This is a genomic window from Inhella proteolytica (assembly GCF_016093275.1).
GTDB lineage: Bacteria > Pseudomonadota > Gammaproteobacteria > Burkholderiales > Burkholderiaceae_C > Inhella > Inhella proteolytica.
In genome coordinates this window covers 77837-102971 of record NZ_JAEDAK010000007.1, presented here as the reverse complement: position 1 = coordinate 102971, position 25135 = coordinate 77837, and the positions used below count along the sequence as shown (strand labels likewise).

General features: G+C 67.0%; 26 protein-coding genes. 12 read left to right on the top strand and 14 right to left on the bottom strand.

Annotation, left to right across the window (positions count from 1 at the left end):
* The first annotated feature begins 92 nt into the window (after window positions 1-92).
* From aroQ to I7X39_RS11740, 5 genes are read left to right on the top strand one after another with little or no spacing between them, the layout of a single operon-like run.
* Window positions 93-533: a type II 3-dehydroquinate dehydratase gene (gene aroQ / locus I7X39_RS11760; RefSeq protein WP_198111351.1), complete on the top strand. Its 441-nt coding sequence runs from the start codon at window positions 93-95 to the stop codon at window positions 531-533.
* Window positions 534-562: 29 nt separating this feature from the next.
* Entirely contained in the window at window positions 563-1033 is a 471-nt protein-coding gene (gene accB, locus I7X39_RS11755) for an acetyl-CoA carboxylase biotin carboxyl carrier protein (RefSeq protein WP_198111350.1), read from the top strand.
* Between the two features lie 12 nt (window positions 1034-1045).
* Window positions 1046-2395, top strand: a complete 1350-nt coding sequence (accC, locus tag I7X39_RS11750) for an acetyl-CoA carboxylase biotin carboxylase subunit (RefSeq protein WP_198111349.1) — start codon at window positions 1046-1048, stop codon at window positions 2393-2395.
* The gene (gene prmA, locus I7X39_RS11745; protein WP_198111348.1) at window positions 2392-3285 is read left to right on the top strand and encodes a 50S ribosomal protein L11 methyltransferase; all 894 of its coding nucleotides are present in this window, start codon (window positions 2392-2394) and stop codon (window positions 3283-3285) included. Before accC ends, prmA begins: the two co-directional genes overlap by 4 nt.
* Entirely contained in the window at window positions 3282-4313 is a 1032-nt protein-coding gene (locus tag I7X39_RS11740; protein ID WP_198111347.1) for a DUF3426 domain-containing protein, read from the top strand. The genes prmA and I7X39_RS11740 overlap by 4 nt, the downstream gene beginning before the upstream one ends.
* Before the next feature lie 56 nt (window positions 4314-4369).
* Here the strand turns inward: I7X39_RS11740 and I7X39_RS11735 are convergent, their stop codons facing one another.
* From I7X39_RS11735 to I7X39_RS11725, 3 genes are all read right to left on the bottom strand, one after another.
* Window positions 4370-4918, bottom strand: a complete 549-nt coding sequence (locus tag I7X39_RS11735) for a histone (RefSeq protein WP_198111465.1) — start codon at window positions 4916-4918, stop codon at window positions 4370-4372.
* Window positions 4919-5121: 203 nt separating this feature from the next.
* Window positions 5122-6282: a ribonucleotide-diphosphate reductase subunit beta gene (locus I7X39_RS11730; RefSeq protein ID WP_198111346.1), complete on the bottom strand. Its 1161-nt coding sequence runs from the start codon at window positions 6280-6282 to the stop codon at window positions 5122-5124.
* Window positions 6283-6553: 271 nt separating this feature from the next.
* Window positions 6554-9421 (bottom strand): ribonucleoside-diphosphate reductase subunit alpha, encoded by a 2868-nt coding sequence (locus tag I7X39_RS11725; protein WP_198111345.1) that lies wholly within the window; start codon window positions 9419-9421, stop codon window positions 6554-6556.
* Window positions 9422-9957: 536 nt separating this feature from the next.
* Between I7X39_RS11725 and I7X39_RS11720 the strand changes: the two genes are divergently transcribed.
* Both I7X39_RS11720 and rpoH read left to right on the top strand, forming a co-directional pair.
* Window positions 9958-10452 (top strand): chemotaxis protein CheW, encoded by a 495-nt coding sequence (locus I7X39_RS11720; protein WP_198111344.1) that lies wholly within the window; start codon window positions 9958-9960, stop codon window positions 10450-10452.
* Between the two features lie 109 nt (window positions 10453-10561).
* Window positions 10562-11482: an RNA polymerase sigma factor RpoH gene (rpoH, locus tag I7X39_RS11715; protein ID WP_198111343.1), complete on the top strand. Its 921-nt coding sequence runs from the start codon at window positions 10562-10564 to the stop codon at window positions 11480-11482.
* A gap of 49 nt (window positions 11483-11531) precedes the next feature.
* On the opposite strand, the gene I7X39_RS11710 is transcribed toward rpoH, so the two are convergent.
* From I7X39_RS11710 to I7X39_RS11690, 5 genes are read right to left on the bottom strand one after another with little or no spacing between them, the layout of a single operon-like run.
* Window positions 11532-12140 carry an SCO family protein gene (locus tag I7X39_RS11710; protein ID WP_198111342.1) on the bottom strand — a complete coding sequence of 203 codons (609 nt, stop codon included), beginning with the start codon at window positions 12138-12140 and terminating at the stop codon, window positions 11532-11534.
* A complete protein-coding gene (gene cyoE / locus I7X39_RS11705) occupies window positions 12118-13032 on the bottom strand; it encodes a heme o synthase (protein WP_198111341.1) in 915 nt (304 codons plus the stop codon). The genes I7X39_RS11710 and cyoE overlap by 23 nt, the downstream gene beginning before the upstream one ends.
* Complete coding sequence (locus tag I7X39_RS11700; protein ID WP_198111340.1) at window positions 13029-14150, bottom strand: COX15/CtaA family protein; 1122 nt, start codon at window positions 14148-14150, stop codon at window positions 13029-13031. The genes cyoE and I7X39_RS11700 overlap by 4 nt, the downstream gene beginning before the upstream one ends.
* Window positions 14147-14845, bottom strand: a complete 699-nt coding sequence (locus tag I7X39_RS11695) for a redox-active disulfide-containing membrane protein (protein ID WP_198111339.1) — start codon at window positions 14843-14845, stop codon at window positions 14147-14149. The genes I7X39_RS11700 and I7X39_RS11695 overlap by 4 nt, the downstream gene beginning before the upstream one ends.
* Window positions 14802-15509: an SURF1 family protein gene (locus I7X39_RS11690; RefSeq protein ID WP_198111338.1), complete on the bottom strand. Its 708-nt coding sequence runs from the start codon at window positions 15507-15509 to the stop codon at window positions 14802-14804. Before I7X39_RS11690 ends, I7X39_RS11695 begins: the two co-directional genes overlap by 44 nt.
* A gap of 16 nt (window positions 15510-15525) precedes the next feature.
* Here I7X39_RS11690 and I7X39_RS11685 point away from each other — a divergent pair, with 16 nt between their 5' ends.
* Window positions 15526-15741: a DUF2909 domain-containing protein gene (locus tag I7X39_RS11685; protein ID WP_198111337.1), complete on the top strand. Its 216-nt coding sequence runs from the start codon at window positions 15526-15528 to the stop codon at window positions 15739-15741.
* A gap of 63 nt (window positions 15742-15804) precedes the next feature.
* On the opposite strand, the gene I7X39_RS11680 is transcribed toward I7X39_RS11685, so the two are convergent.
* The 6 genes from I7X39_RS11680 to coxB are packed head-to-tail and all read right to left on the bottom strand — an operon-like array spanning window position 15805 to window position 20462.
* Window positions 15805-16683: a cytochrome c oxidase subunit 3 gene (locus tag I7X39_RS11680; protein WP_198111336.1), complete on the bottom strand. Its 879-nt coding sequence runs from the start codon at window positions 16681-16683 to the stop codon at window positions 15805-15807.
* A gap of 47 nt (window positions 16684-16730) precedes the next feature.
* Window positions 16731-16967, bottom strand: a complete 237-nt coding sequence (locus I7X39_RS11675; RefSeq protein WP_198111335.1) for a DUF2970 domain-containing protein — start codon at window positions 16965-16967, stop codon at window positions 16731-16733.
* A gap of 3 nt (window positions 16968-16970) precedes the next feature.
* Window positions 16971-17525, bottom strand: coding sequence for a cytochrome c oxidase assembly protein (locus I7X39_RS11670; protein WP_198111334.1), 555 nt, complete (start codon window positions 17523-17525; stop codon window positions 16971-16973).
* Window positions 17526-17530: 5 nt separating this feature from the next.
* On the bottom strand, window positions 17531-17635 hold the full coding sequence (locus I7X39_RS23250) for a cytochrome oxidase small assembly protein (RefSeq protein ID WP_232351902.1): 105 nt from the start codon (window positions 17633-17635) through the stop codon (window positions 17531-17533).
* Entirely contained in the window at window positions 17635-19260 is a 1626-nt protein-coding gene (gene ctaD / locus I7X39_RS11665) for a cytochrome c oxidase subunit I (protein WP_198111333.1), read from the bottom strand. The genes I7X39_RS23250 and ctaD overlap by 1 nt, the downstream gene beginning before the upstream one ends.
* 17 nt (window positions 19261-19277) lie before the next feature.
* A complete protein-coding gene (gene coxB, locus I7X39_RS11660; protein ID WP_198111332.1) occupies window positions 19278-20462 on the bottom strand; it encodes a cytochrome c oxidase subunit II in 1185 nt (394 codons plus the stop codon).
* Between the two features lie 197 nt (window positions 20463-20659).
* Here coxB and I7X39_RS11655 point away from each other — a divergent pair, with 197 nt between their 5' ends.
* The 4 genes from I7X39_RS11655 (at window position 20660) to I7X39_RS11640 (ending at window position 25112) form a co-directional block, all read left to right on the top strand.
* Complete coding sequence (locus I7X39_RS11655) at window positions 20660-20998, top strand: hypothetical protein (protein ID WP_198111331.1); 339 nt, start codon at window positions 20660-20662, stop codon at window positions 20996-20998.
* A gap of 53 nt (window positions 20999-21051) precedes the next feature.
* Window positions 21052-23415: a TonB-dependent receptor gene (locus tag I7X39_RS11650; RefSeq protein WP_198111330.1), complete on the top strand. Its 2364-nt coding sequence runs from the start codon at window positions 21052-21054 to the stop codon at window positions 23413-23415.
* Between the two features lie 175 nt (window positions 23416-23590).
* Window positions 23591-24676: a hypothetical protein gene (locus tag I7X39_RS11645; RefSeq protein ID WP_198111329.1), complete on the top strand. Its 1086-nt coding sequence runs from the start codon at window positions 23591-23593 to the stop codon at window positions 24674-24676.
* Window positions 24669-25112 carry a hypothetical protein gene (locus I7X39_RS11640; RefSeq protein WP_198111328.1) on the top strand — a complete coding sequence of 148 codons (444 nt, stop codon included), beginning with the start codon at window positions 24669-24671 and terminating at the stop codon, window positions 25110-25112. The genes I7X39_RS11645 and I7X39_RS11640 overlap by 8 nt, the downstream gene beginning before the upstream one ends.
* Window positions 25113-25135 lie beyond the last annotated feature (23 nt).

Below are 25135 nucleotides of genomic sequence, written 5' to 3'. Positions count from 1 at the left end.
AGGCGGTCTGCGCCCTTTTCTGACGAAATTGGCCGGATCTGTAACGAAAACGCGTAAAGTCCGCCCTTTTCATCGTTAGGGAAGCCGCTCTAGTGAGCCTTCTGGTACTGCACGGACCCAACCTCAACCTGCTCGGCACGCGAGAACCCGAGGTCTACGGGCGCCAAACCTTGGCCGATATCGACGCCGCCCTGGCCGCCCAGGCCCAGGCCGCCGGTGTGGCCCTGGTCAGCTTCCAGAGCAACCACGAGGGTGCGCTGGTGGACCGGATTCAGGCCGCGGCGCGTGATGGCACGCGCTTCATCCTGATCAACCCGGCCGCCTACACCCACACCAGCGTGGCCATCCGCGACGCGCTGGCGGCCGTGGCGATTCCCTTCATCGAAGTTCATCTTTCCAACATCCACCGCCGCGAGGCCTTCCGCCAGCACAGCTATTTCAGTGAGCTGGCCGAGGGCGTCATTTGCGGCCTTGGCGCGCAGGGCTATTCGCTCGCCCTGCAAGCCGCGCTGGCGCGCCTGGCCTCGGCCTGAGGCGCGCCGGCACGAACGGAGAACACCTCATGGATCTGCGCAAGCTCAAAACCCTGATCGACCTCGTGTCCGAGTCCAACGTCTCGGAGCTGGAAATCACCGAGGCCGATGGCAAGGTGCGCATCGTCAAGAGTTCCCCCGCCGCCGCCCCGGTGGTGCAGGCCATGCCGATGCAGGCCATGCCCATGCAGGCGATGACGCCCGCCATGGCCGCCGCCCCGGCGGCTGCGGCCCCGGCGGCCGCCCCGGTCGAAGCCGCGCCGAGCGGCCATGTCGTCAAGTCGCCGATGGTCGGCACCTTCTACCGCGCCTCCAGCCCCAACGCCAAGGCCTTCGTGGAAGTGGGCCAGCAGGTCAAGGCCGGCGAGCCGATCTGCATCATCGAAGCCATGAAGATCATGAACGAGATCGAGGCCGACGCCACCGGCACGGTCACCAAGATCTGCTGCGAGAACGGTCAACCCGTCGAATTCGGTCAGCCGCTGTTCATCATTGAGTAAAGCGGGTTCACCGTGTTCAAGAAGATTCTCATTGCGAACCGAGGAGAGATTGCTCTTCGGATTCAGCGGGCGTGCCGCGAGCTGGGCATTCAATCCGTGGTCGTGTACTCGGAAGCCGACCGCGAGGCCAAGTATGTGAAGCTGGCCGACGAGGCCGTCTGCATCGGCCCGGCGCCTTCGGCGCAGAGCTACCTCAGCATGCCAGCCATCATCGCCACCGCCGAGGTGACGGACGCCGAGGCCATCCACCCCGGTTACGGCTTCCTGAGCGAGAACGCCGACTTCGCCGAGCGCGTCGAAAGCTCGGGCTTCACCTTCATCGGCCCGACGCCGGCGGCCATCCGCACGATGGGCGACAAGGTCAGCGCCAAGCAGGCCATGATCAAGGCCGGCGTGCCCTGCGTGCCGGGCAGCGAAGGCGCCCTGCCCGAGGACCCGAAGGAGATCGTGCGCATCGCGCGCGAGGTCGGCTACCCGGTCATCATCAAGGCCGCCGGCGGCGGTGGCGGGCGCGGCATGCGCGTGGTGCACACCGAGGCCGCGCTGATCCACGCCGTGCAGACCACCCGTGCCGAAGCTGGCGCCGCGTTCGGCAATCCGGCCGTCTACATGGAGAAGTTCCTGGAGAACCCGCGCCATGTGGAGATTCAAATCCTGGCCGACACGCACAAGAACGCCGTCTGGCTGGGCGAGCGCGACTGCTCGATGCAGCGCCGCCACCAGAAGATCATCGAGGAAGCGCCGGCCCCCGGCATCCCGCGCCGCCTGATCGAGAAGGTGGGCGACCGCTGCGCCGCCGCCTGCAAGAAGATCGGCTACCGCGGCGCCGGCACCTTCGAGTTCCTGTACGAAAACGGCGAGTTCTACTTCATCGAGATGAACACGCGCGTGCAAGTGGAGCACCCGGTCACCGAGATGGTCACCGGCATCGACATCGTCAAGCAGCAGATCCTGATCGCCGCCGGCGAGAAGCTGCCCTTCACGCAGCGGCAGATCGAGCTGCGCGGCCATGCGATCGAGTGCCGCATCAATGCCGAGGATCCGGTCAAGTTCGTGCCCTCGCCCGGCCGCATCACCGCCTGGCATGCCCCGGGCGGCCCCGGCGTGCGGGTGGACAGCCATGCCTACACCAACTACTTCGTGCCGCCGAACTACGACTCGATGATCGGCAAGATCATCGTGCACGGCGACACCCGCGAGCAGGCGCTGGCGCGCATGCGCACCGCGCTGGCCGAGACGGTGGTGGAAGGCATCCAGACCAACATCCCGCTGCACCGCGAGCTGATGGTGGACGCCAAGTTCATCGAGGGCGGCACCAGCATCCACTACCTTGAACACTGGATGGCCCAGCACAAGCGATGAGCCAGCTCGTCGAACTCGCACTGATCTGCCCGCAGGAACAGGTGGAACGGGTCAGCGATGCGCTGATGGAACTCGATGCGCTGTCGGTCACGGTGGAAGATGCCGATGCCGACAGCCCCGACGAGCAGGCCCTCTTTGGCGAACCCGGCATGCCGATCCCGCGTGCGGGCTGGCAGCGCAGCATCCTCAAGACCTTGTTCGGCACGCAGGAAGAGGCCAGCGAGGCCCTGACCACGCTGCTGGCGCAGGACTTCGCGGCCGAGGTGCATGTCCAGGGCCTGGTGCCTGTGGACGACCAGGACTGGGTGCGCCTGACGCAATCCCAGTTCGCGCCGGTGCCCATCACCGAGAGCTTCTGGATCGTGCCCAGCTGGCATGAGGCCCCGCCACAGGCCCGCACCGTGATGCGCCTGGACCCGGGGCTGGCCTTCGGCACCGGCACCCATCCCACCACCCGCATGTGCCTGCGCTGGCTGGCCCGCCAGGGCGAGTGGAGCGGCCGTCGCGTGCTCGATTACGGTTGCGGCTCGGGCATCCTGGCCATTGCGGCCGGCCTGCTCGGCGCCACCGACCTGACCGGCGTGGACATCGACCCCGCCGCCGTCACCTCCACCGGCCACAACGCCGAGGCCAACGGGGTCAAGGTGCAGGTCGGCCAACCCGAACTGGCGCAGGGCGAGTTCGATCTGGTGCTGGCCAACATCCTTGCCACGCCGCTGAAGCTGCTAGCGCCACTACTCTGCGCGCATCTGAAGCCGGGCGCCTCCTTGGTGCTGGCAGGGCTGCTGGAACGGCAGGCCGAGGAACTGGCCGCGGTGTACGCACCTTGGTTGGCCCTGAGCGTGACGGACGCCGAAGACGGCTGGGTGCTGCTGACCGGGACACGATGAGCTGGGCGACCCGCTGCCCCTCCTGCGCCACGGTGTTCCGCGTCGCGGAGGACCAGCTCCGGGTCAGCGAGGGCTTTGTGCGCTGTGGGCGCTGCGATGCCGTGTTCGACGCCCGCGCCCATCTGTTCGATCTGGACACCGGTGCCAGCATCCGCCCCGCAGCTCCAGTTCCCTCGCCAGTTCCCGCCCCGGCCCCACCCGAGCCGGACCCATTCGAACCCGCCCCCGAGTCCAGCGGGTTCGCATCCACCTTCGCCAGCACCGAGACCCCGCACGTCGAGCCGGATGCCGCGGACTTGCCGCACGAAGATGCGGCGCCGGCCTGGTCGCAAGACCGCTTCGGCCGAACCGAGCCGGGGTTTGAGGACGAGCCGCTCGAACCTGCGCCAACCGCACTGGGCTCGAGCGAGGTCTCGGCGGCGGAGCCGGGTGCCGAACTAGACCCCGAACCGGATGCTCGGCAGGCCGCCGAACGCATGCGCCGCCTGCTCGGCGCCACCGAGCCCGATGGTTCCCCGGCCGAAGCGGCCCCGACCCCGTTCGCATCCTTGGAGCGGTCGCCACGCCCCCGCACCGGCCTGCGCACCCTGGGTTGGCTGGCCGTGGCCGTGCTCGTCCTGGCACTGCCCCTGCAATGGGCCTGGATCGAACGGGATGCCCTGCGGGCGCAGTGGCCGCTGCTCGAAACCCTGTGGCAGCGCGCGTGCGGAGACTGTGAACCCGTGACGCTCACCCGCCTGGATGGTCTGGTGGTTGCTTCATCCAGCCTGCAACCGACCCCCCAGGGCCAGGCCTACCAACTGCGCATGCGCATCGAGAACCGCGCCGGCCATGCGCTGCGGCTTCCCTGGGTGGACCTGCAATTGGCCGATGGCGACGGACGCCGCTTGCTGCGCCGCAGCCTCAGCCCGGCGGAAATGGGCCAGCACATGCAGCGGATCGAGCCCGGCGCCAGCCTGGATCTGCAGGCCACCTTCCGCCTGGATGGGCGGCTGGCCGGATACGAGGTCGGCCTCTTCCACCCATAAAAAAAGCCCGCCAGTGGCGGGCTTTGAAAATTCGACCCGAGGCGGGCCGAACTCGTTCAGGGCTTGTTGCCCGTCGGGAAAGGCCAGGCGGCTTGCGGGCTCAGCGTGGTCTTGGCCGTGGGCGCAGCCTTCACGGGCGGCGACTTGGTGGCCGAGGCCTTCTTGGCCGCAGGCTTGGCTGCAGGCTTCGCAGCCGGCTTGGCAGCAGCGGCCTTCTTCGCCGGAGCGGCCTTCTTGGCCGGAGCAGCGGCCTTCTTCGCCGGGGCGGCCTTCTTCGCCGGGGCGGCCTTCTTCGCCGGGGCGGCCTTCTTCGCCGGGGCGGCCTTCTTCGCCGGGGCGGCCTTCTTCGCCGGGGCGGCCTTCTTCGCCGGGGTGGCCTTCTTCGCCGGAGCGGCCTTCTTCGCCGGGGCGGCCTTCTTTGCCGGAGCAGCGGCCTTCTTCGCCGGGGCGGCCTTCTTCGCCGGAGCAGCGGCCTTCTTCGCCGGAGCGGCCTTCTTCGCCGGAGCAGCGGCCTTCTTCGCCGGGGCGGCCTTCTTCGCCGGAGCAGCGGCCTTCTTCGCCGGGGCGGCCTTCTTGGCCGGAGCGGCCTTCTTCGCAGTTGCCATGTGAATCTCCTTGATCAAGGGGAGGAAAAAACCGCCCTGCAACGCGCATGACGCAGCAGGTACGGCCATTCACCCCAAGCAGCCTTCAGGCCACCGGGGGTGAATTCGTTGGCACCCGGTTCCGGCCCTTCTTTAGGGGCCGTGAACGCAAGTGCTGAAGCTGTGTGGCTCTTATCCAGTTCGACCAAGGAGGGCCAGCCGGGTCAATCCCAGCTGAGCGCGCCCCCGCTTTGGTACTCGATCACGCGCGTCTCGAAGAAGTTGCGCTCCTTCTTCAAGTCGATCATTTCGCTCATCCAGGGGAAGGGGTTCTCTTCGTTCGGGAACAGGGGGTCGAGGCCGATCTGCACCGCACGGCGGTTGGCGATGTAGCGCAGATAGCCCTTGAACATGGAGGCATTCAGGCCCAACACGCCACGCGGCATGGTGTCTTCGGCGTAGCGGTACTCGAGCTCAACGGCCTTCAGGAACAACGCCTTGATCTCGGCCTTGAACTCGGCCGTCCACAGATGCGGGTTCTCGAGCTTCAGCGCGTTGATCAGGTCGATGCCGAAATTGCAGTGCATCGACTCGTCGCGCAGGATGTACTGGTATTGCTCCGCCGCGCCGGTCATCTTGTTCTGGCGGCCCATCGCCAGGATCTGCGTGAAGCCGACGTAGAAGAACAGGCCCTCCATCAGGCAGGCGAACACGATCAGGCTCTTCAGCAGGGTCTGGTCGGTCTCGGGCGTGCCGGTCTTGAAGGCCGGATCCATGATCGCGTCGATGAACGGGATCAGGAACTCGTCCTTGGCGCGGATCGAGGGCACCTCGTTGTAGGCATTGAAGATCTCGCCCTCGTCCAGGCCCAGGCTCTCAACGATGTACTGGTAGGCGTGGGTATGGATCGCCTCTTCGAAGGCCTGGCGCAGCAGGAACTGGCGGCACTCGGGCGCCGTGATGTGGCGGTAGGTGCCCAGCACGATGTTGTTGGCCGCCAGCGAATCCGCCGTGACGAAGAAGCCGAGGTTGCGCTTGATGATTCGGCGCTCGTCTTCGCTCAGGCCGTTCGGATCTTTCCAGAGCGCGATGTCGCGGCTCATGTTCACTTCCTGCGGCATCCAGTGGTTGGCGCAGGTGGCGAGGTACTTTTCCCAGGCCCACTTGTACTTGAAGGGCACCAGCTGGTTGACGTCGGTCTGCGCGTTGATGATGCGCTTGTCGGCGACGTTGACGCGGCGCGAACCGCTCTGCGCGGCAGTGCTCGACGAGTGGACTTGCGAAGGGGTGACGGGAACGCTGGCCGGGCTCTTGGCTGCGGCAGGCAGGGCACTGTGCGTGGCGAGTGCGGGGCTGGGTTTGACGTCGTCTTCCCAATGCAACATGGACGTTCCTCTTCTAGCAAATTATCAAAGTGATGACGGCGAGTCGGCAAATGGTTTTTGCATCGATTTCGAAGTCATTGCGCAAATGCGTTGCGCCATGGCATCGAATTGCACTTTTGTTCAAATGATTGAACGTTTAATCAAACCATCCAAACAGCGATCGAAGCTAGCCAAAAAGGCGTGGCGAGGAGTCCGAGGATGGGCCTGAGGCGCGCTTCCGCACTCTCGTACGGCGAGCACCGCAGGCCCAAGATCGGGCCTCGCAGCTGCCTTATTGGCAGGCCTCGCAGTCGGGGTTGTCGATGCTGCAGAACTTCGCATCGGTCGCCGGCAGCTCGGGCTCGGCAGCGGCCATCGGCGTCTGTGGCACGCTGCTCGACACGGCATTCAGCTGACCCCGGCTGACGGTGCTCTTTTCGGCCGCCGTGGCGCCGATGGTGCGCAGGTAGTAGGTGGTCTTCAGGCCACGCGTCCAGGCCAGCTTGTAGGTCTCGTCGAGCTTGCGCCCCGAGGCGCCGGCCATGTAGATGTTCAGGCTCTGCGCCTGGTCGATCCACTTCTGGCGGCGTGCGCCGGCCTCGATCAGCCATTGCGGCTCGATCTCGAAGGCGGTGGCATACAGGGCCTTGACCTCTTCGGGCACCCGGTCGATGCGACGCAGCGAACCATCGAAGTGCTTCAGGTCCATGACCATGACCTCGTCCCACAGGCCGAGCTTCTTGAGGTCGCGCACCAGGTACTCGTTGACGACGGTGAACTCGCCCGAGAGATTGGACTTCACCGAGATGTTGCCGAAGCTCGGCTCGATCGAGGCGTCTACGCCAATGATGTTGGAGATGGTGGCGGTCGGGGCGATCGCCACGCAATTGCTATTGCGCATGCCGTGCTGACCGATGCGGGTGCGCAGGGCCTCCCAGTCCAGCGTGCTGCTGCGGTCCACCTCGACGAAGCCGCCGCGCTGCTCGGCCAGCAGGTCCAGGCTGTCCAGCGGCAGGATGCCGCGATCCCACAGCGAGCCGCGGTAGGTGGAATAGCGGCCGCGCTCCTCGGCCAGCTCCGAGCTGGCCCAGTAGGCGTAGTAGCAGATCGCTTCCATGGAGCGGTCGGCGAAGTCGACTGCCTGCTGGCTGGCATAGGGCACCCGCAGCTGATACAGCGCGTCCTGGAAGCCCATCAGGCCCAGGCCCACCGGGCGGTGACGCAGATTGGAGTCGCGCGCCTTCTTGACCGCGTAGTAGTTGATGTCGATGACGTTGTCGAGCATGCGCATGGCCGTCGACACGGTCTTTTTCAGCTTGGCGTGATCGACCTGGCCATCCTTCAGGTGCTGGGCGAGGTTGATCGAGCCCAGGTTGCAGACGGCAATCTCGCTGTCATTGGTGTTCAGCGTGATCTCGGTGCACAGATTGCTGGAGTGCACGACACCGACATGCTGCTGGGGCGAACGCACATTGCAGGCGTCTTTGAAGGTGATCCAGGGATGCCCGGTCTCGAACAGCATCGTCAGCATCTTGCGCCAAAGCTCGCGCGCGCCGATCTTCTTGTAAGGCTTGATCTCGCCGCGGGCCGCCTTCTCTTCGTAGGCCACATAGGCCTTCTCGAAATCGGCGCCGATGCGGTCGTGCAGGTCCGGCGTGGTGCTGGGCGAGAACAGGCTCCAGTCGCCGCCCTCGATGACGCGCTTCATGAACAGGTCGGGAATCCAGTTCGCCGTGTTCATGTCGTGGGTGCGGCGGCGGTCGTCGCCGGTGTTCTTGCGCAGCTCCAGGAACTCCTCGATGTCGAGGTGCCAGGTCTCCAGGTAGGCGCAGACGGCGCCCTTGCGCTTGCCGCCCTGGTTGACGGCCACCGCCGTGTCGTTCACCACCTTCAGGAAGGGCACCACGCCCTGGCTCTCGCCGTTCGTGCCCTTGATATGGCTGCCCAGCGCGCGCACCGGGGTCCAGTCATTGCCCAGACCGCCGGCGTACTTGCTCAGCAGCGCGTTTTCCTTGATGGCCTCGTAGATACCGTCGAGGTCGTCGGCGACGGTCGTCAGGTAGCAGCTGGACAGCTGCGAACGCAGGGTTCCGCTGTTGAACAGCGTGGGCGTGCTGCTCATGAAGTCAAAGCTCGACAGCACCTCGTAGAACTCGATGGCGCGTGCCTCGCGGTCGATCTCGTTCAGCGCCAGGCCCATGGCCACACGCATGAAGAAGGCCTGCGGCATCTCGATGCGGGTCTTGCGGATGTGCAGGAAGTAGCGGTCGTACAGGGTCTGCAGGCCCAGGTAGTCGAAGTTCAGGTCGCGCTCGGCCTTCAGCGCCGCACCCAGCTTGGCCAGGTCGTACTGCTGCAGGCGCGGGTCCAGCAACTCGGCCTCGACGCCCTTCTTGATGTACTTGGGGAAGTACTCGGCATAGCGCTGCTGCATGCCGGCCTGGGTCACTTCCTCGCCCAGGATTTCTTTGCGGATGGTGTGCAGCAGGATGCGGGCGGTGGCGCGGGTGTAGCCGGGCTCCTTCTCGATCAAGGTCCGGGCCGACAGGATGGCGGCCTTGTAGACCTCGTCCAGCGGCACGCCGTCGTACAGATTGCGCTGGGTCTCGGCCAGGATCGGTCCGGCCTTCACTTCAGCACCCAGGTCGGCGCAGGCCGACTCGATCAGGGCGTGCAGCGCGCCCAGATCCAGCGGCTTGCGCACGCCGCCGTCCAGCACAAACAGCGCTTCCGCCGGCGGTGCGGCCACCGGGGCCTCGCCCTTGGCCGCGCGCTCGGCGGAGCGGCGCTCGCGGTACAGCACATAAGCGCGCGCCACTTCGTGGTGGCCGCCGCGCATCAGGGCCAACTCCACGTGGTCCTGAACGTCTTCAATATGGAAGGTGCCACCGCCCGGGCGCGAACGCAGCAGGGCGCGCACGCAGGCCTCGGTCAGACCATCCACCGTCTCGCGCACGCTGGCGGAGGCCGCGCCTTGCGCGCCATGCACCGCGAGGAAGGCCTTCATCAACGCCACGGCGATCTTGCTCGGCTCGAAGGAGACCACCGCGCCGTTGCGGCGGATGATCTGGTAAGCCTGGTAAGCCGACGGAAGCGCGTGGGCGCTCGCGCTGACGGGACGTTCCCCAGCGGGGACGGCGGACAGGACGCTGCTTTGCATGAATGAACCTCTTACAACGGTCAAACGGGCTTTGCCGGCGATGGGCAAAGGCGGGGCAAGGACCCCTCGCGGGGCCTTGCGGTGTGATTCAAGGGACGCGCTTTCGACGGCCTGCGATTCCGGCTCGCCGCCGCCCGTTCCGGACGCCGAGAAAGGCGTTGAAACGATGGGCAGGGACTGCGCTTTGTGAAGGTCGTCACGATACCACAGCCACTATATCTAGCGGTCACCGCGCACTCAACCACTATCCCTAGCGTGTTGCCCGCTTGACAGCCTGACACAAACGCGCTCCGCCCCCTGCCTCAATCGGCCTTCTTGGCAGGCCACCAAGGCGCGTCCCCGCGCCGTCAGCGCAAGCGGCAACTAAAGTCCTTTGCGCATGCGCCCGGCGAGCCCTTTCCGCCCGCCAGACCGCATGGCCATTGGCTGGGCGTGGCGTGCTGCACAAGCTGGAACGAGATAGGGTGAGCGCCAAGCGGCCCCTTGGGCCGGCTTGGCACAATGCCCCTCACCCCCAACTGGAAGCCCTTGCAACCATGAGCTCCACCGAACTGGTGCTGTCCTCCGTCGGCGAAACCACGGGCGGCAGCAAGCCCAGCAAGCAATTCCTCACCTTCCGAATCGGAGGCGAGGAATACGGCATCGACATCTTGAAGGTGCAGGAGATCCGCTCCTACGAAGCGCCCACCCGCATCGCCCACGCGCCCAGCTTCGTCAAGGGCGTGGTCAATCTGCGCGGTGTCATCGTCCCCATCATGGATTTGCGCATTCGGCTGGACTGCGAAGCGCAGTACAGCGCCTTCACGGTGGTCATCGTGCTCAACATCGGCAATCGCGTGCTGGGCATGGTGGTGGATTCGGTGTCCGATGTGCTCGAACTGCCCGCCGACCAGATTCGGCCGGCACCGGAAATCTCCGCCTCGATCGATTCGCGCTTCGTCACCGGTCTGGGCAAGGTCGGCGAACGCCTGCTGATCCTGCTGGATATCGAGGGCATGGTGGCCAGCCCTGAATTTGGCCTGACCGAGTAGGCGTCGGAGTCGGCAGTTCTTTCCACCAGACGATTAGCACTCACCATCCGAGAGTGCTAATATTTTCAGGTCGGAGCCCAAAGTGGCTCTGGTTTGGAGGAACTCCGCAATGACCGCTGCCTTGACCGCCCCCACCGCCCTGGCCGTACGCGACCCCTGGGCCTTGGTGCCTTCGCTGGGCAACCTGGACGCCTACATCCGTGCCGTCCAGGCCCTGCCCATGCTGAGCGCAGAGGAAGAGGCCCAGGACGCCCGCCTGCTGCGCGAAAAGGGCGATCTGGATGCCGCGGGACGGCTGGTGATGTCGCATCTGCGTCTGGTGGTCGCGATTTCGCGCCAGTACCTGGGCTACGGCCTGCCGCAAGGTGACCTGATCCAGGAAGGCAATGTGGGCCTGATGAAGGCCGTGCGCCGCTTCGACCCTGAGCAAGGCGTGCGTCTGGTTTCGTACGCCATCCACTGGATCAAGGCCGAAATCCACGAATACATCGTGCGCAACTGGCGCCTGGTGAAGGTGGCCACGACGAAGGCACAGCGCAAGCTGTTCTTCAATCTGCGCTCGCTCAAGCACAGCCTCAAGGCCGATGCTGAGGATCCCCAGCGTCAGGCGCTGAGCGTGGCCGAGATCGAATCGGTGGCGCGTAGCCTGAACGTCAAGCCCGAAGAAGTGATCGAGATGGAAACCCGTCTCGCCGGCGGTGACGTGGCGCTGGATAGCCCGGTGGATGACGAGGACGGCGCCCCGCCCGCCCCGATCGCCTATCTGGCCGACGATCAACACGAGCCCAGCCGCGCACTCGAGCGGCGCAACCGCGACGAAATGGCCGGCCAGGGCCTGATCCAGGCCCTGGAGCAGCTCGACCCGCGCAGCCGCCGCATCGTCGAGGCCCGCTGGCTGGAGGTAAACGACGACAGCAGCGGCGGCAAGACCCTGCATGAGCTGGCAGCCGAGTACGGTGTCAGCGCCGAGCGCATCCGTCAGATCGAGGCGGCTGCACTCAAGAAGATGCGGTTGGCGCTGAGCGCCTGAAGACAACAGGGGCCCCGCGGGGCCCCTGCTTCTTGGTGCGGCAGCCCGCTCAGGGCTTGACGGCCAGCAGCTGGGTCAGGTCATGGCGCAGCGCCTCCGGGCCGGCGCCATAGCGGTGATAGACCCGCACCTTGCCGGTGGTGTCGAACAGGAAGCTCGCCGCCGTGTGGTCCATGGTGTAGCCGGGTCCGGTTTTACTCGGCACCTTGGCGTAGAACACCTTGAACTCCTTGGCCACGGCCTGCGTCTGTTCCGGGCTGCCACGCAGGGCCACCATGCCGGGGCCGAAGTTGGCGATGTACTCGCGCAGCAACTCCGGCGTGTCGCGTTCGGGGTCCACGGTGACGAACAGACCCACGACCTGTTCGCCCTGCTTTCCCATGGCCTCCTTGACGAGGCGCAGCTCGCCCAAAGTGGCCGGGCAGACGTCCGGGCACTGCGTGTAGCCGAAGAACAGCACCACGGCCTTGCCCTTGAAGTCGGCCAGGCTGCGCGGTCGCCCGTCCGCGTCTGGCAGCTCCAGCTTCTGGGCGTAGCTGACACCGGTCAGATCCACCCCCTTGAAGCTGGGCGCCGAGTTGGGCTGGCAGCCCGCCAGAGCCGAAAGCCCGAGCAGGCCCAGCAGGCTGCGGCGATCAATAGAGCCAGGGTGCGACATAGTGATCCACCATCAGGGCAGCAAACAGCAGGGTCAGGTACCAGATCGAGAACCAGAAGGTGCGGCGGGCCAGGTCATCCGAGTACTGGCGCCACAGCTGCCAGCCGAACCAGCAGAAGCGCAGCCCCAGCAGCAGCGCCGCCACCAAGTAGAGCCAGCCACTCATGCCGATCAGGTACGGCAACAAGGTGGCTGCGAGCAGGATCCAGGTATAGAGCAGCACCTGCAGGCGCGTGTAGGCATTGCCATGCGTCACCGGCAGCATGGGCAGGCCGGCGCGGGCGTAGTCCTCCACGCGATACAGGGCCAGGGCCCAGAAGTGCGGCGGCGTCCACAGAAAGATGATCAGGCACATCAGCCAGGCCTCGGCCCCAACCTCACCCCGCAGCGCAGCCCAGCCGAGCACCGGCGGCATGGCGCCGGAAGCCCCCCCGATGACGATGTTCTGCGGCGTCGTGGGCTTGAGCCAGACGGTGTACACCACCGCATAGCCGACAAAGGTGGCCAGCGTCAGCCAGAGCGTCAGCCAGTTGACCCAGACCGCCAGCACCGCCGCACCAGCGCTGCACAACAGGGCCGAGAACACCAGCGCCTGGCGCGGGCTGAGTTCGCCGCGTGCCGTCGGTCGCCAGGCGGTGCGCTTCATGCGGGCGTCGATGCGTTGCTCGATCAGGCAGTTGAAGGCCGCCGCAGCGGCCGCCACCAGCCAGATGCCCAGGCAGGCGGCCAGCATCACGCCCAGCTCACCACGGCTGGGCAGGCCGGGCACCGCCAGGGCCATGCCGATCAGGGCGCAGAACACGATCAGCTGCACCACCCGGGGCTTGGTCAGCGCGCTGTACTGGCGCCAGACCGACAGGCCCACCACGGGGCTGCTCGTAGAAGCATTCATGCACACACCTCGATTCCCGCCGCCTGCGGCCGTGCCTGCGGGGCCGCTTGCGCCCGGCAGGCCAGGCTCACCAGCATCAGCGTCAAGCCGGCCGCGCCCGCGGTGTGCGTCAGCGCAGCCAGCAGCGGCCAGCCCAGCACGACGTTCGACACCCCGGAGAGCAGTTGCAACGCCAGCAGGGCCAGCAGCGCCCGCGCATGCCCCGGTGCCCGGCTCCACAGCGCCCGCACCAGCACGAGCAGCACGGCGCTGAGCAGCAAGGCGCCCAGACGATGTGCCATGTGGATCGCCGTCAGCGCCGGCAGGCCCAGCCAGGCGCCATCGCCGGTCTGGCCCAGCGCGCGCCAGAGCGTGAAGCCGGCCGCGAAGTCCATCTCGGGCCACCAGCTTTGCTGGCAGGTCGGAAAGTCGCGGCACACCAGCACCGCGTAATTGGTGCTGACCCAGCCGCCTAACATGATCTGCAGCAGCAGCGCCAGCAGGGCCAGGCCCAGCCCGGCCCGCACGGCCGGGGGCAGCGCCAGGGGTTGCGGGCGCAAGCGCTCCACCTGCAGCAGCAGGCACACCAGCAGGCCCAGGCCGCCCAGTAGATGCAAGGTAACGATGGCCGGGAACAGCTTCATCGTCACCGTCAGCGCGCCGAAAGCCCCCTGCAAGAGCACCCAGCCGAGCGTCAGCAGCGCCAGCTGCCAGGCGCGCGCGCCCAGCTCACGGCGCCAACGCCATGCCAGCAGCACGCTCACCACGATCAGGAATCCCACGGCGCTGGCCCAGTAGCGATGCACCATCTCGACCCAGGCCTTGCCATGCGTCACCGGGCCATGCGGGCGCTCGGCCTGCTCGGCCGCGATCTCGGCGCGCGCGCCCAAGGGGCTGAGTTCGCCATAGCAGCCCGGCCAGTCGGGGCAGCCGAGACCGGAATCAGACAGGCGCGTGAACGCCCCGAATACCACCAGGTCGAAGCTCAGGAACAGGGTCAGCAGCAGCAAGGCACGCAGGCGCTGCGGCGCGGTGCGCCCGCGCGAGCGCGCCACCCAAACGAGCAGCGGCAGACAGCCCAGGGCCAGGCCCAGCAGCAGCAGCTGCAGGATGGGCGACCAGTCGACACCGGTCGTCATCGCCCGGGCCGATCCCAGCCGGAATTGGCCTTCATCAGCAGGCCCAGGTCCTTCTTGACGCGCGAGGGGTCGGGCTGGGCCGGGCTGCGCCACATCCACCGCCCCAGTGGGTCGACCAGGTAGAGATGCGCCGTCAGGGCCTGGCCCTCGGCGGGGCTGAGCCAGCGCGCCAGCGCGGCGCCATCGACGCGCAGCAACTGCATCGCCGGCGTCGTCTCGAGCGCCTGGCGCAGGGTTTCGGAAACCGGCGCCTCGTCGCTGATGAGCCAGAGCTTGTCGAGCTTGTCGCGCTCCTTGCCCAGCATCTCGCGCAGCTGGCGCTGCATGAAGAGGCGCTTCTCGCAATCGCCCACGCAGGAGCCACCATCCACGACGATCAGCAGCCACTGCCCGCGCAGAGCTTCCACCGCCACCGCTTGGCCGGCCAGCGTGCGCGGCGCCAGATCGGCGGGCAGGTCGCGCGTCGGCGTGATCAGTTCGCCATAGGCCTTGCCGCGCGGCTGCACGACGTAGAAGGTGAAGTAGCTGGCGATCACCGGCAGTGCGCACAGGAACACCACCCAGCCCATCATCCAGCGGCCACGCCGCGTGCGCTCCGCCTGCGTCAGCGCCTCGACCGCACCGAGCCCATGCACCGTCAGCTGCGCCGGGTCATTGACCGGCGCGGGCTGGTTTGAGAAATTGGAACCAGACATACAAACCCAGGATGAGCGCCGCCAGCGCAAACCATTGCGCGGCATAGCCCCAATGCTTGTGAACCCCGCTGTCCGGGGCCGGCCAGTCGCAGCGCAGGGGTGCGCAGTCCGGGCCGGTCTGCCAGAGGACCCAGGGCAGGACGGGACGTCCGAGCTGGGCTGTGCTGGCGGAAAGGTCGAGATTTTGCCGGAGCGGGCCGGTTGACTCCGCCCCAAAGGCTTTCACCTGCGAGGCCTGCGGCCGCAACTGCCCCAGCACCTCCACCTCACCGCCGGGTGTGGCGGGCCAGGGGGGCACCTGGTGCAGGCCCGGCGTGCGCTCCTGCCAGCCGCGCTGCACCCAGATGAGCTCCGGCCGCCCTTCCAGTTGCAGCGGCGTCAGCAGCAGGGTGCCGTTGCGTCGCTCATGCGGGCGGTTGTCCAGCCAGAGCTGTTGCTCGGGCAACCAGTGCCCGCGCAGGCGCGCCAGGCGGCGCACGCCGGCCGCCTCGACACGCACCGGCAGCTCCGCATTGCCCAGCACTGGCAGGCGCTCTGCGGCCTGCTGTTCGGCCTGCAACGCCAACTTCTGCTGGGCCCGGTCCAGCTGCCACAGGCCCAATGAGCCGGTGAGACCAGCCCCCACCAGGGCCAGTACGCCCAGCAGCCATCGCTCTGCCCGCATGTCCTACAGTGCCTCCATGAACTGGCTCTTTCTGATCGCCTTCATCGGCATCCTCGGCGCGCTCGCGGCCGCCGGCATCTTCATGCTCAAGCGGCCCCAGGCCAAGCACGACGCTTCCAAGCACATGGCGCGCGCCCTTGCGGTGCGGGTCGGCCTGTCGATCGCGCTGTTTCTGTTCATCCTGTTGGCCTGGAAGATGGGCTGGATCCAACCCCGTCCGCTGGGGCGATAGACCCCCCCAGAACATGAAAAAAGGCGCCGCAATCGCGGCGCCTTTTGCTTGTCAGGCTCTGAATTACATCCAGTAGACGACGACGTACAGGCCCAGCCAGACCACGTCCACGAAGTGCCAGTACCAGGCCGCGCCTTCGAAGCCGAAGTGACGCTGCGGCGTGAAGTGGCCCTTTTGCAGGCGCAGGGTGATGAACAGCAGCATCAGCATGCCCACGAAGACGTGGAAGCCGTGGAAGCCTGTGAGCATGAAGAAGGTCGAGCCGAAGATGCCCGAGCTCAGCTTCAGGTTCAGGTCGCGATAGGCGTGTGCGTACTCATAGCCCTGCACGAACAGGAAGGTGATGCCCAGCAGCACCGTCACCCACATGAACTTGATGGTTTTGGCACGGTCGCCGGCGATGAGCGCGTGATGCGCGATCGTCAGCGTCACACCCGAGGTCAGCAGCAGCGCGGTGTTGACGGTCGGCAGCGGCCAGGGACCGATGGTCGAGAAGGCGTCGATGGTGCCGGCCGGGGAGGCGGTGCCGCCCCCGGTGCTGGGCCACAGCGCCTTGAAGTCCGGCCACAGCAGCGCGTGCTCGGCATTGCCCAGCATCGGCACCGAATGCACCCGGGCCCAATAGAGCGCGCCGAAGAATGCGGCGAAGAACATCACCTCCGAGAAGATGAACCAGCCCATGCTCCAACGGAAGCTGAGGTCGATGCGGTCGCCGTAGAGGCCGCCCTCGCTCTCACGGATGGCGTCGCCAAACCACTGCTTGAGCACGAAGGCCCACCACAGCAGGCCGAAGACCAGGGAGTACGCGCCCCAGGCGTGGTCGTTGACCCACTGGCCCGCGCCCAGGATCACGAAGAACAGGCCGATCGCCGCCATCACCGGGTGGCGCGACGGACCGGGCACGAAGTAATGGGGCGCGGCCCCGGGGGTTGCTGCTGCCATCTAAGGTTCTCCTCGAACGGTTCTTCTCTGACTCTTGCTGCGGGTGCTCAGCCGGCCACGCCGGAACTGATCACCCATCGCACCAGCAGGACCAGCAGCAGCACGAACAGCGCTGCGCCGATCACACCGGCAATGATGACGTGCACCGGGTTGAGCTTGGCCATGTCGGCCTCATGCTCGGAGCCCTTGCGCACACCGAAAAAACTCCAGGCCACGGCGCGGATCGTCTGCCCGAAGGACAGCGGCCGTGCTGCGACCTGTTTCAACTCTTCGCCTGGATTCACGCCTCAGAGCCCCGCCAGCTTCTTGCCCGGCACCTCAAAGAAGGTGTAGGACAAGGTGATCGTGTGGACGTCCTTCGGCAGCTTGGGATCCACCACGAAGACGACCGGCCATTCCTTGCTTTCACCGGCCTGCAAGGTGTACTCGTTGAAGCAGAAGCACTCCAACTTGTTGAAGTGCGCACCGGCCTGCTTGGGGGCGTAGCTGGGAATCGCCTGGGCCGCCATGGCGCGCTCCTGGCGATTGCGGAAGGTGTACATCACCGTCGCCATCTCGCCCGGGTGGACCTTCATCTGGCTGATCGCCGGCTTGAAGTCCCACGGGCCGCGCGCATTGGCATCGAACTCCACCAGGATGGTGCGGCTCGTGTCCACCTGGGTGTTCTTGGCCTGCTCCTTGCGCTCGGCCAGCGACAGCACATTGATGCCCAAAGCCTCGCAGATGGCGCGGTACATGGGCACCAGCGCATAGCCGAAGCCGAACATCAGCAGGCTGACCACCGCCAGCTTGAACAGCAGCTGGCGGTTGGCGTGGCGAACCTTGGCGACCCAGGACTTCATGGCGATCAGAAATAGATCATCTTGACCATGAAACCCACGCCAAAGGCCAGCGCCACGCTGAACAGGATCAGACCGAGGCGACGGTTGGCCTTCTGCTGCTCAGGGCTCATCAGCCGATCACCTTGGTGGCGGTGGCGTCCAGCTTGGGCGGGGTCTCGAAGGTGTGGAAAGGCGCCGGCGAGGGCACTTCCCATTCCAGGCCTTCGGCCGCTTCCCAGGGCTTTTGCGGGGCTGGCTGGCCCTTGCCACGCAGCATCGGCACGCAGATGGCCAGGAAGAAGAACACCTGCATCAGACCGAATCCGAACGCGCCCACGGAGGCAATCGCGTTGAAGTCCGCGAACTGCAGCGGGTAGTCGGCGTAGCGACGCGGCATGCCCGCCAGGCCCAGGAAGTGCATCGGGAAGAAGGTGATGTTGAAGAAGATCAGCGAGCCCCAGAAGTGGACCTTGCCGAGGAACTCCGAATACATCACGCCGCTCCACTTCGGGCCCCAGTAGTACACGCCGGCGAACAGCGCGAACAGCGAGCCGGCCACCAGCACGTAGTGGAAGTGGGCTACCACGTAGTAGGTGTCCTGGATCTGGATGTCGATCGGCGCCATGGCACAGATCAGGCCGGTGAAGCCGCCCATCGTGAACACGAAGATGAAGCCCACGGCCCACAGCATCGGGGTCTCGAAGGTCATCGAGCCGCGCCACATCGTGGCCAGCCAGTTGAAGATCTTCACGCCCGTGGGCACCGCGATCAGCATGGTCGCGTACATGAAGAACAGCTGGCCCGTCACCGGCATGCCGGTGGCGAACATGTGGTGGGCCCAGACGATGAAGCTCAAGATCGCGATCGAGGCGGTCGCGTAGACCATCGAGGCGTAGCCGAACAGGCGCTTACGGGCGAAGGCCGGCACGATCTGGCTGACGATGCCGAAGGCCGGCAAGATCATGATGTAGACCTCGGGGTGACCGAAGAACCAGAAGATGTGCTGGTACATCACCGGGTCGCCACCACCGGCGGGGTTGAAGAAGGTGGTGCCGAAGTGGCGGTCGGTCAGCGTCATCGTGATGGCGCCGGCCAGCACGGGCATCACGGCGATCAGCAGGTAGGCGGTGATCAGCCAGGTCCAGGCGAACATCGGCATCTTCATCAGCGTCATGCCCGGAGCGCGCATGTTCAGGATGGTGACGATGATGTTGATCGAACCCATGATGGACGAGGCGCCGAGGATGTGCATCGCGAAGATGCCGGCATCCATCGAGGGGCCCATCTGCAGGGTCAGCGGCGCGTACAGCGTCCAGCCAGCGGCGGGAGCGCCGCCGGGCATGAAGAACGAAGCCACGAGCATGATGGCCGCGGGGATCATCAGCCAGAAGCTGAAGTTGTTCATCCGCGCGAAGGCCATGTCACTGGCGCCGATCTGCAGCGGAATCATCCAGTTCGCGAAGCCCACGAAGGCCGGCATGATGGCGCCGAACACCATGATCAGACCGTGCATGGTCGTGAACTGGTTGAAGCGTTCGGGGTTGAAGAACTGCAGGCCGGGCTGATAGAGCTCGGCACGGATCAGCAGTGCCAGCACGCCGCCCACCATCAGCATGGTGAAAGCGAACAGCAGGTACAGGGTGCCGATGTCCTTGTGGTTGGTGGCGAAGACCCAGCGGCGCCAGCCCGTGGGGGCGTGGTGGTGGTCATCGTGGTGATCGTGGCCGTGGCCGTGGTGATCAAGCACTGCGCTCATGGTGGTTCCTTCTCAGATCACTTGCGGGCAGCGGCCATCTCGGCCGGCTGCACGATCTGACCCGTCTTGTTGGACCAGTTGTTCTTGGTGTAGGTGATGACGGCGGCCAGCTCGGTATCGCTGAGCTGCTTCCAGGCCGGCATCGCCCCATTGGCGGCGCCGTTCAGCAGGATGGTCATCTGCTTGGACTTGTCGGCGTCCTGCACCACGGCCGAACCGTCGAGCGGCTTGATCGGGCCGGCGCCCTTGCCGTCCGCACGGTGGCAGGCGGCGCAATTGGCGGCATAGACCTTCTCGCCACGGGCGATCAGCTCGTCCAGCTTCCATTCCTTGCTCGGATCGTCGGCCTTGGCCGCGGCTTCCTTGAGCTTCTTGTCCACCCAGGCGGTGTAGTCGGCAGCCGACAGCACCTTCACGTGGATCGGCATGTAGGCGTGTTCCTTGCCGCACAACTCGGCGCACTGACCGTAGTAGTCGCCTTCCTTCTCGGCGCGGAACCAGGTGTCGCGCACGAAGCCGGGGATGGCATCCTGCTTGACGCCGAAGGCCGGCACCATCCAGGCGTGGATCACGTCGTTGGCGGTGGTGATGATGCGGATCTTCTTGTCCACCGGCACCACCAGCGGCTCGTCCACCTTCAGCAGGTAGTTGTCCACCTGCTCGGGCTTGCCGCTGTCGCTCTGCTCGCGCTGGGCCGAATCCAGGGTGGAGAGGAAGCCGATGCCCTTGCCCTCACCGTTCAGGTAGTCGTAGCCCCACTTCCACTGGTAGCCGGTGGCCTTGATGGTGATGTCGGCATTGGTGGTGTCCTTCATGGCCACCACCACCTTGGTGGCCGGCAGGGCCATCGCGATGACGATGATGAAGGGCACGATGGTCCAGGCAATCTCGACCGCCACCGACTCATGGAAGTTGGCCGGCTTGGCACCGCGGGATTTGCGGTGCTTGAAGATCGAATAGAACATCACCCCGAACACCGCCACAAAGATGCCGGTGCAGATCCACAGCATCATGTTGTGGAGCCACATCTGATCGGCGGCGATCTTGGTCACCGGCGGATGCAGATTGATCTGGTTGACCGCCGGGCCGCCGGGCAGGTCGTTCACGGCCAGGGCGGCATGCGCCCCCACCAGGGTCGTCAGGGCCAGGCCGGCTTGCGCCAAGCGCCCGAGGCCCTGCAGGATTTTGTGTGCGTTGTTCATGTCTGCGTTTCGACTCCGGTTGCTGCGGGTCGCGCCGAGGCGGCTTGCTTTGGGGGCCACGGACGCAAGGCCGTCACCCCAGCAAGGGTGCGGCCAAAAAGGCGGCGCATTCTATGCGCAGGCTCAAATCGCACTTTGACGCCTTGATACAGAACAAGTGCGGGTTCACCCCAGGTTCCTAGAATCGGCGCGCCCTCATGAAGCCCATCCGCCGCCTGCCTCGCTACCTGCTGGTTCTCATCCTCTGGATGGGCCTGCTGGCGCCTGCGATCAGCCTGTCGCTGGGGCCAGTGGATCCGCTGGTGGGCGTGTGCCGCAGCCCCGATGGCGAAAGCCCGCGCGCAATGGCCGGCTGGTTCGAGCATTGCGCCTCCTGCGGCGCGCTCGCTCAAGCGCTTGGCGCCCCGCCCAGCCCCGTCCTGCTGCTGCCACCACCCGGCTTGCGCCCGGTGCTGGTCGCGCGGGCGGCGGTCACTCCCAGCCAGGCGCAGCCCAGGCTGCGGCCGCCGGCCCGCGCCCCTCCTCAGGCCGCTTGAAGCCGCTCGCCGCCCTGCAGGGGCCGGCGCCCTTCACTGCTGCCTGAATCTCCATGAACTCCCATTTCAGGGTGCGACTGCTCGCACTCGGCGCGGCCCTGGCCGCCCACGCCGCCGCCTTCGCCCAAGGCGTGGCCAGCGATGCTCAACTCGAAACCGTGGTGCTGCTCGGCCGCGCGTTACGCGCGCAACTGCCCACTGACGTGCCTGGCAATCTCAGCGGCCGAAGCGCCGAGGAGCTGCGCCTGCAAAACCTCATCAACCCGGAAGATGCCCTGGCCCAGCTGCCAGGGCTGACCGTGCGCAAGCGCTATGTGGGTGACCGCAATGCCTTGCTCGGCGGGCGCAGCTTCGGCACCCTGCAGCCCTCGCGTGCGCTGGCCTATGTGGACGGCTATCTGATCTCCAACTTCCTCGGCCGCTTCGATGCCCCGCGCTGGAACATGCTGACGCCCGAGGCCATTGCCCGCGTGGACCTGCTGCAGGGGCCCTTCTCGGCCCTGCTGCCGGGCAATTCCATCGGCGCCACGGCCCTGGTGACGGAGCGCGAACCGCTGCGCTTCGAGGCCGCCGCGCGCCTGAGCCGTCACGAGCAGGGCTTCACGCTCTATGGCCAGCGCGACCGCCTGGGCAGCCAGCAGGCCAGCGCCTACCTGGCGCAGCGCTGGCAGTCCGGCCTGTGGGCCAGCCTGAGCCTGAACCACCAGGTGGCGGACTCGCAGCCCATGCAGTACTTCAACCTGCTGGCCGGCCCGAACGGCTGGAGCAAGCCGGCCGCCCAGGCGGTGGCCGTGCAAGGCATCCAGTACGACCGTGACCCCAACGGCCAACCGCGCGCGGTGTTCGGCGCCAGCGCCGGCGCCTACGACCACACCGAGCAGTCCACCGCCAAGCTCAAGCTTGGCGCGCCGCTGGGCAGCCGTTGGCGTGCCAGCCTGATGTGGGCCGGCTGGAAGCAGCAGAGCGACGCCCACAACCGCAGCTTCCTGCGCGACGCGCAGGGGCAGACGGTTTGGGTCGGCGCGGTGCGCGATGCCACGAACCCCGAGCGCGGCTTCGTCATCCCCGGCACGGCCTTCGCGCCCAGCACCCGCGAGGAGCAGCACCAGCAATGGGGCCTGTCGCTGAAGACCCAGCCGGCGGCCGGCTGGAATGCGTCGCTGGTGGCCTCGGGCTATGAAATTGACCGCGACCGCGCCCACCAGGCCACCCTGCCCGACCCACGCGCCTTCAGCGAAGGCGGCGCCGGCAGCGTGACCCGGCGCGACGGCACCGGTTGGGGCACGCTGGAACTGCAGGCCCTGTGGCGCGGCACGGCCCACCGCGTGGCCCTGGGGGCGCACCACAACCGTTACCGGCTTGACAGTCCGACCTACGCCAGCAGCGACTGGCGCATCGAAGGCACGACGCTGAGCCAGGCCTACCGCGGCCGCAGCGAGGTCGCCTCGCTCTACGCCCAGGATGCCTGGGCGATCGCCCCCGACTGGACCCTGACCCTGGGCTGGCGCAGCGAGCGCTTCCGCGCCTTCGACGGCGAGCAGCTGCTGCGCGCCGCGAGCTGCCGTGCCGAGGCCGGCATTCGCTGCGAGCAGCAGGCCGATGGCCAGGTCTTGCGCAGCCTGGCCTACGCCGAGCGCCGCTTGCGGGGTGAATCGCCCAAGGCCAGCTTGGCCTGGACGGTTTCGGACGACTGGCTGCTCAAGCTCAGCGCCGGGCGCGGCCTGCGCTTCCCGAATGTGGAAGAGCTCTACAACGCCAGCTTCAGCGCCACCAGCCAGACCCTCAGCGACCCCGAACTGCGCGCCGAGCGTGGCGACGTCGTGGAGCTCAGCGCCGAATGGCAGCCCGAGGCCGGCCACAAGTTGCGCATTGCGCTGGTACACGATCAAGTGCGCGACGCCATCCTGCGCCAGAGCGACGCCACGGTGTTCCCGGCGGTCACTCGGGTGTCGAACGTGGACCGCGTGCGCACGCAGGCGCTGGAGCTGGTGTGGCAGACGCAGAACCTGGGGATCAAGGGCCTGAGCCTGGACGCGAACTTGACCCTGGCCGACGCCGTGGTGCGCGCCAACCGGCGCGACCCCGCGCAGGTGGGTAAGCAGTGGCCGCGCATCCCCAAGGTGCGGGCCAATCTGCTGGCCAGCTACCGCTGGCGTGCCATGCCGACCCAGCCCTTTGCCTCGCTGGGCCTGCGCCACAGCAGCCGCAGCTATGGCACCAGCAGCAACACCGACTTCAACAGCGATGTCTATGGCGGCATCTCGGCCCACACCTTGGTGGACCTGCGCGGCGGCTGGCAGCTGGACCACGGCATCGAACTCGCCCTGGGCTTGAACAACGCGCTGGACCAGCGCGCCTATCAGAGCCACCCCTACCCCGGCCGCACCCTGCTGGCCGAACTGCGCTGGAGCCTGTGACCCTCCCCCCGAAGCGCCTGCGGCGCCTCCCCCCAGGGGCGCCAGCAGCGGCCCGGCAAAGCCGGTTCCGCGCTGGCCGCTTGATCAAGGTTCACCCAATGAAAGAGCTTGCATGCTGACCCGACGTCAAACCCTTGCTTTTGGCCTCGCCGCCTGCGCCGCAGGTACCCAGCCCTTGGCCGCCCCACCCCCGAAGCTGGCCACCGCCGCTGCCTTTGACCCCGCAGGCAAGCTCTGGCTGGCCGGGCTGGACCGCGCCGGCCAGCTGCGCCTGCGCCAAGGCGCCGGCCCTTTGGAGGAAGGCCAAGGCCTGGACGTGGGCGAGGACCGCGTGGCCGCCGATGGTGAGGCCACGCCGCGCCTGCTCTTCGGTGCCGACGGGCTGGTGCTGCTGAGCTACGTACGCGCCGGCCTCAAGCCCTATACGGGTGACGTGCGCCTGCTGCGTTCGCTGGACGGCGGCGCCCACTTCGCGCCCGCGATCACCGTGCATCAGGACCGCCAGCCGATCACACACCGCTTTCAGGCCATGGCCTTTGATGGCCAGGGGAGTCTGCATCTGGCCTGGATCGACAAGCGCGATCTGGAGGCCGCCCAAGCGGCAGGCCGGCCCTACCGCGGCGCAGCCGTGTACCGCAATGTCAGCACGGACGGCGGTGCCAGCTTCGGGCCCGACATCAAGCTGGCCGACCATGCCTGCGAGTGCTGCCGCATCGCCTTGAGCCCCGCGGCCGATGGTCGACTGGCCGCACTGTGGCGCCATGTGTTCGAGCCCAACGAGCGCGACCACGCCTTTGCCTGGCTGGACGGCAGCGCCCCTGTGCGCGCCAGCCTGGACCGCTGGGCGATTGACGCCTGCCCGCACCATGGCCCCGGCCTGGCCGCCGCGGCCGATGGCGGCTGGCATGCCTGCTGGTACGGCCAGCGCGCCGGCGAGCCCGCGGTGCGCCTGGGCCGGCTGGACGCGCAGGGCCGGCCTACCGACCACTCAAATGGCAGCCCGCGCGCCCTGCCCGAGGCCGAACATGCAGACTTGGTCAGCGCCGGCGAGCGGGTGTCCTTGGTCTGGCGCCAGTTCGATGGCCGCCAGACCCGGCTGCAGGCCCTGCTCTCAGGCGACGACGGCCGCCGCTGGCAGGCCCTGGAACTGGCCCAGAGCTCCCACCCCAATGACCACCCGCGCCTGCTGCGCCACGGCGAACAGCTGTGGGCCGTGTGGCGCGACACCCAGGGCGTGCGCGCCCTCGAAATCCATGCGTAAGGCACTCTTCTTGGCGCTGGCCCTGGCGCTGCCCACCCTGCCCTGCAGCGCCGCCGAAGAAGCCTTCGGCCCGCAGACCTTCCAGCAACTGCAGCAGCAGGTGCAGGCCCCCACCTGGCTGGTGTTCAGCGCCACCTACTGCGGCAACTGCCCCGCCGTGGTGGCCGGCCTGCGCCGCCAGCACGCCGGCATGCCGTTGTGGCTGGTGCTGACGGACGACGGCGAGGAGACCCACCCGCTGCCGGCCGAACGCCGCTGGCGCTTCGAGGGCCATGAACTGGCCCTGCGCCATGCCGTGAACCCGCAGTGGAAGGGCATCACGCCCTATCTGGCGCTGCTGCGCCCGGGCCAGGCGCCGCTGTTCGCCCTGGGCCAGCCCAGTAACGCGCAGCTGCAGGCGCTGGAAAAAGCACGCGGAAAGCCAGCCAGTAAGTAGCGCCGGCATGGCGGCGGTTCTCC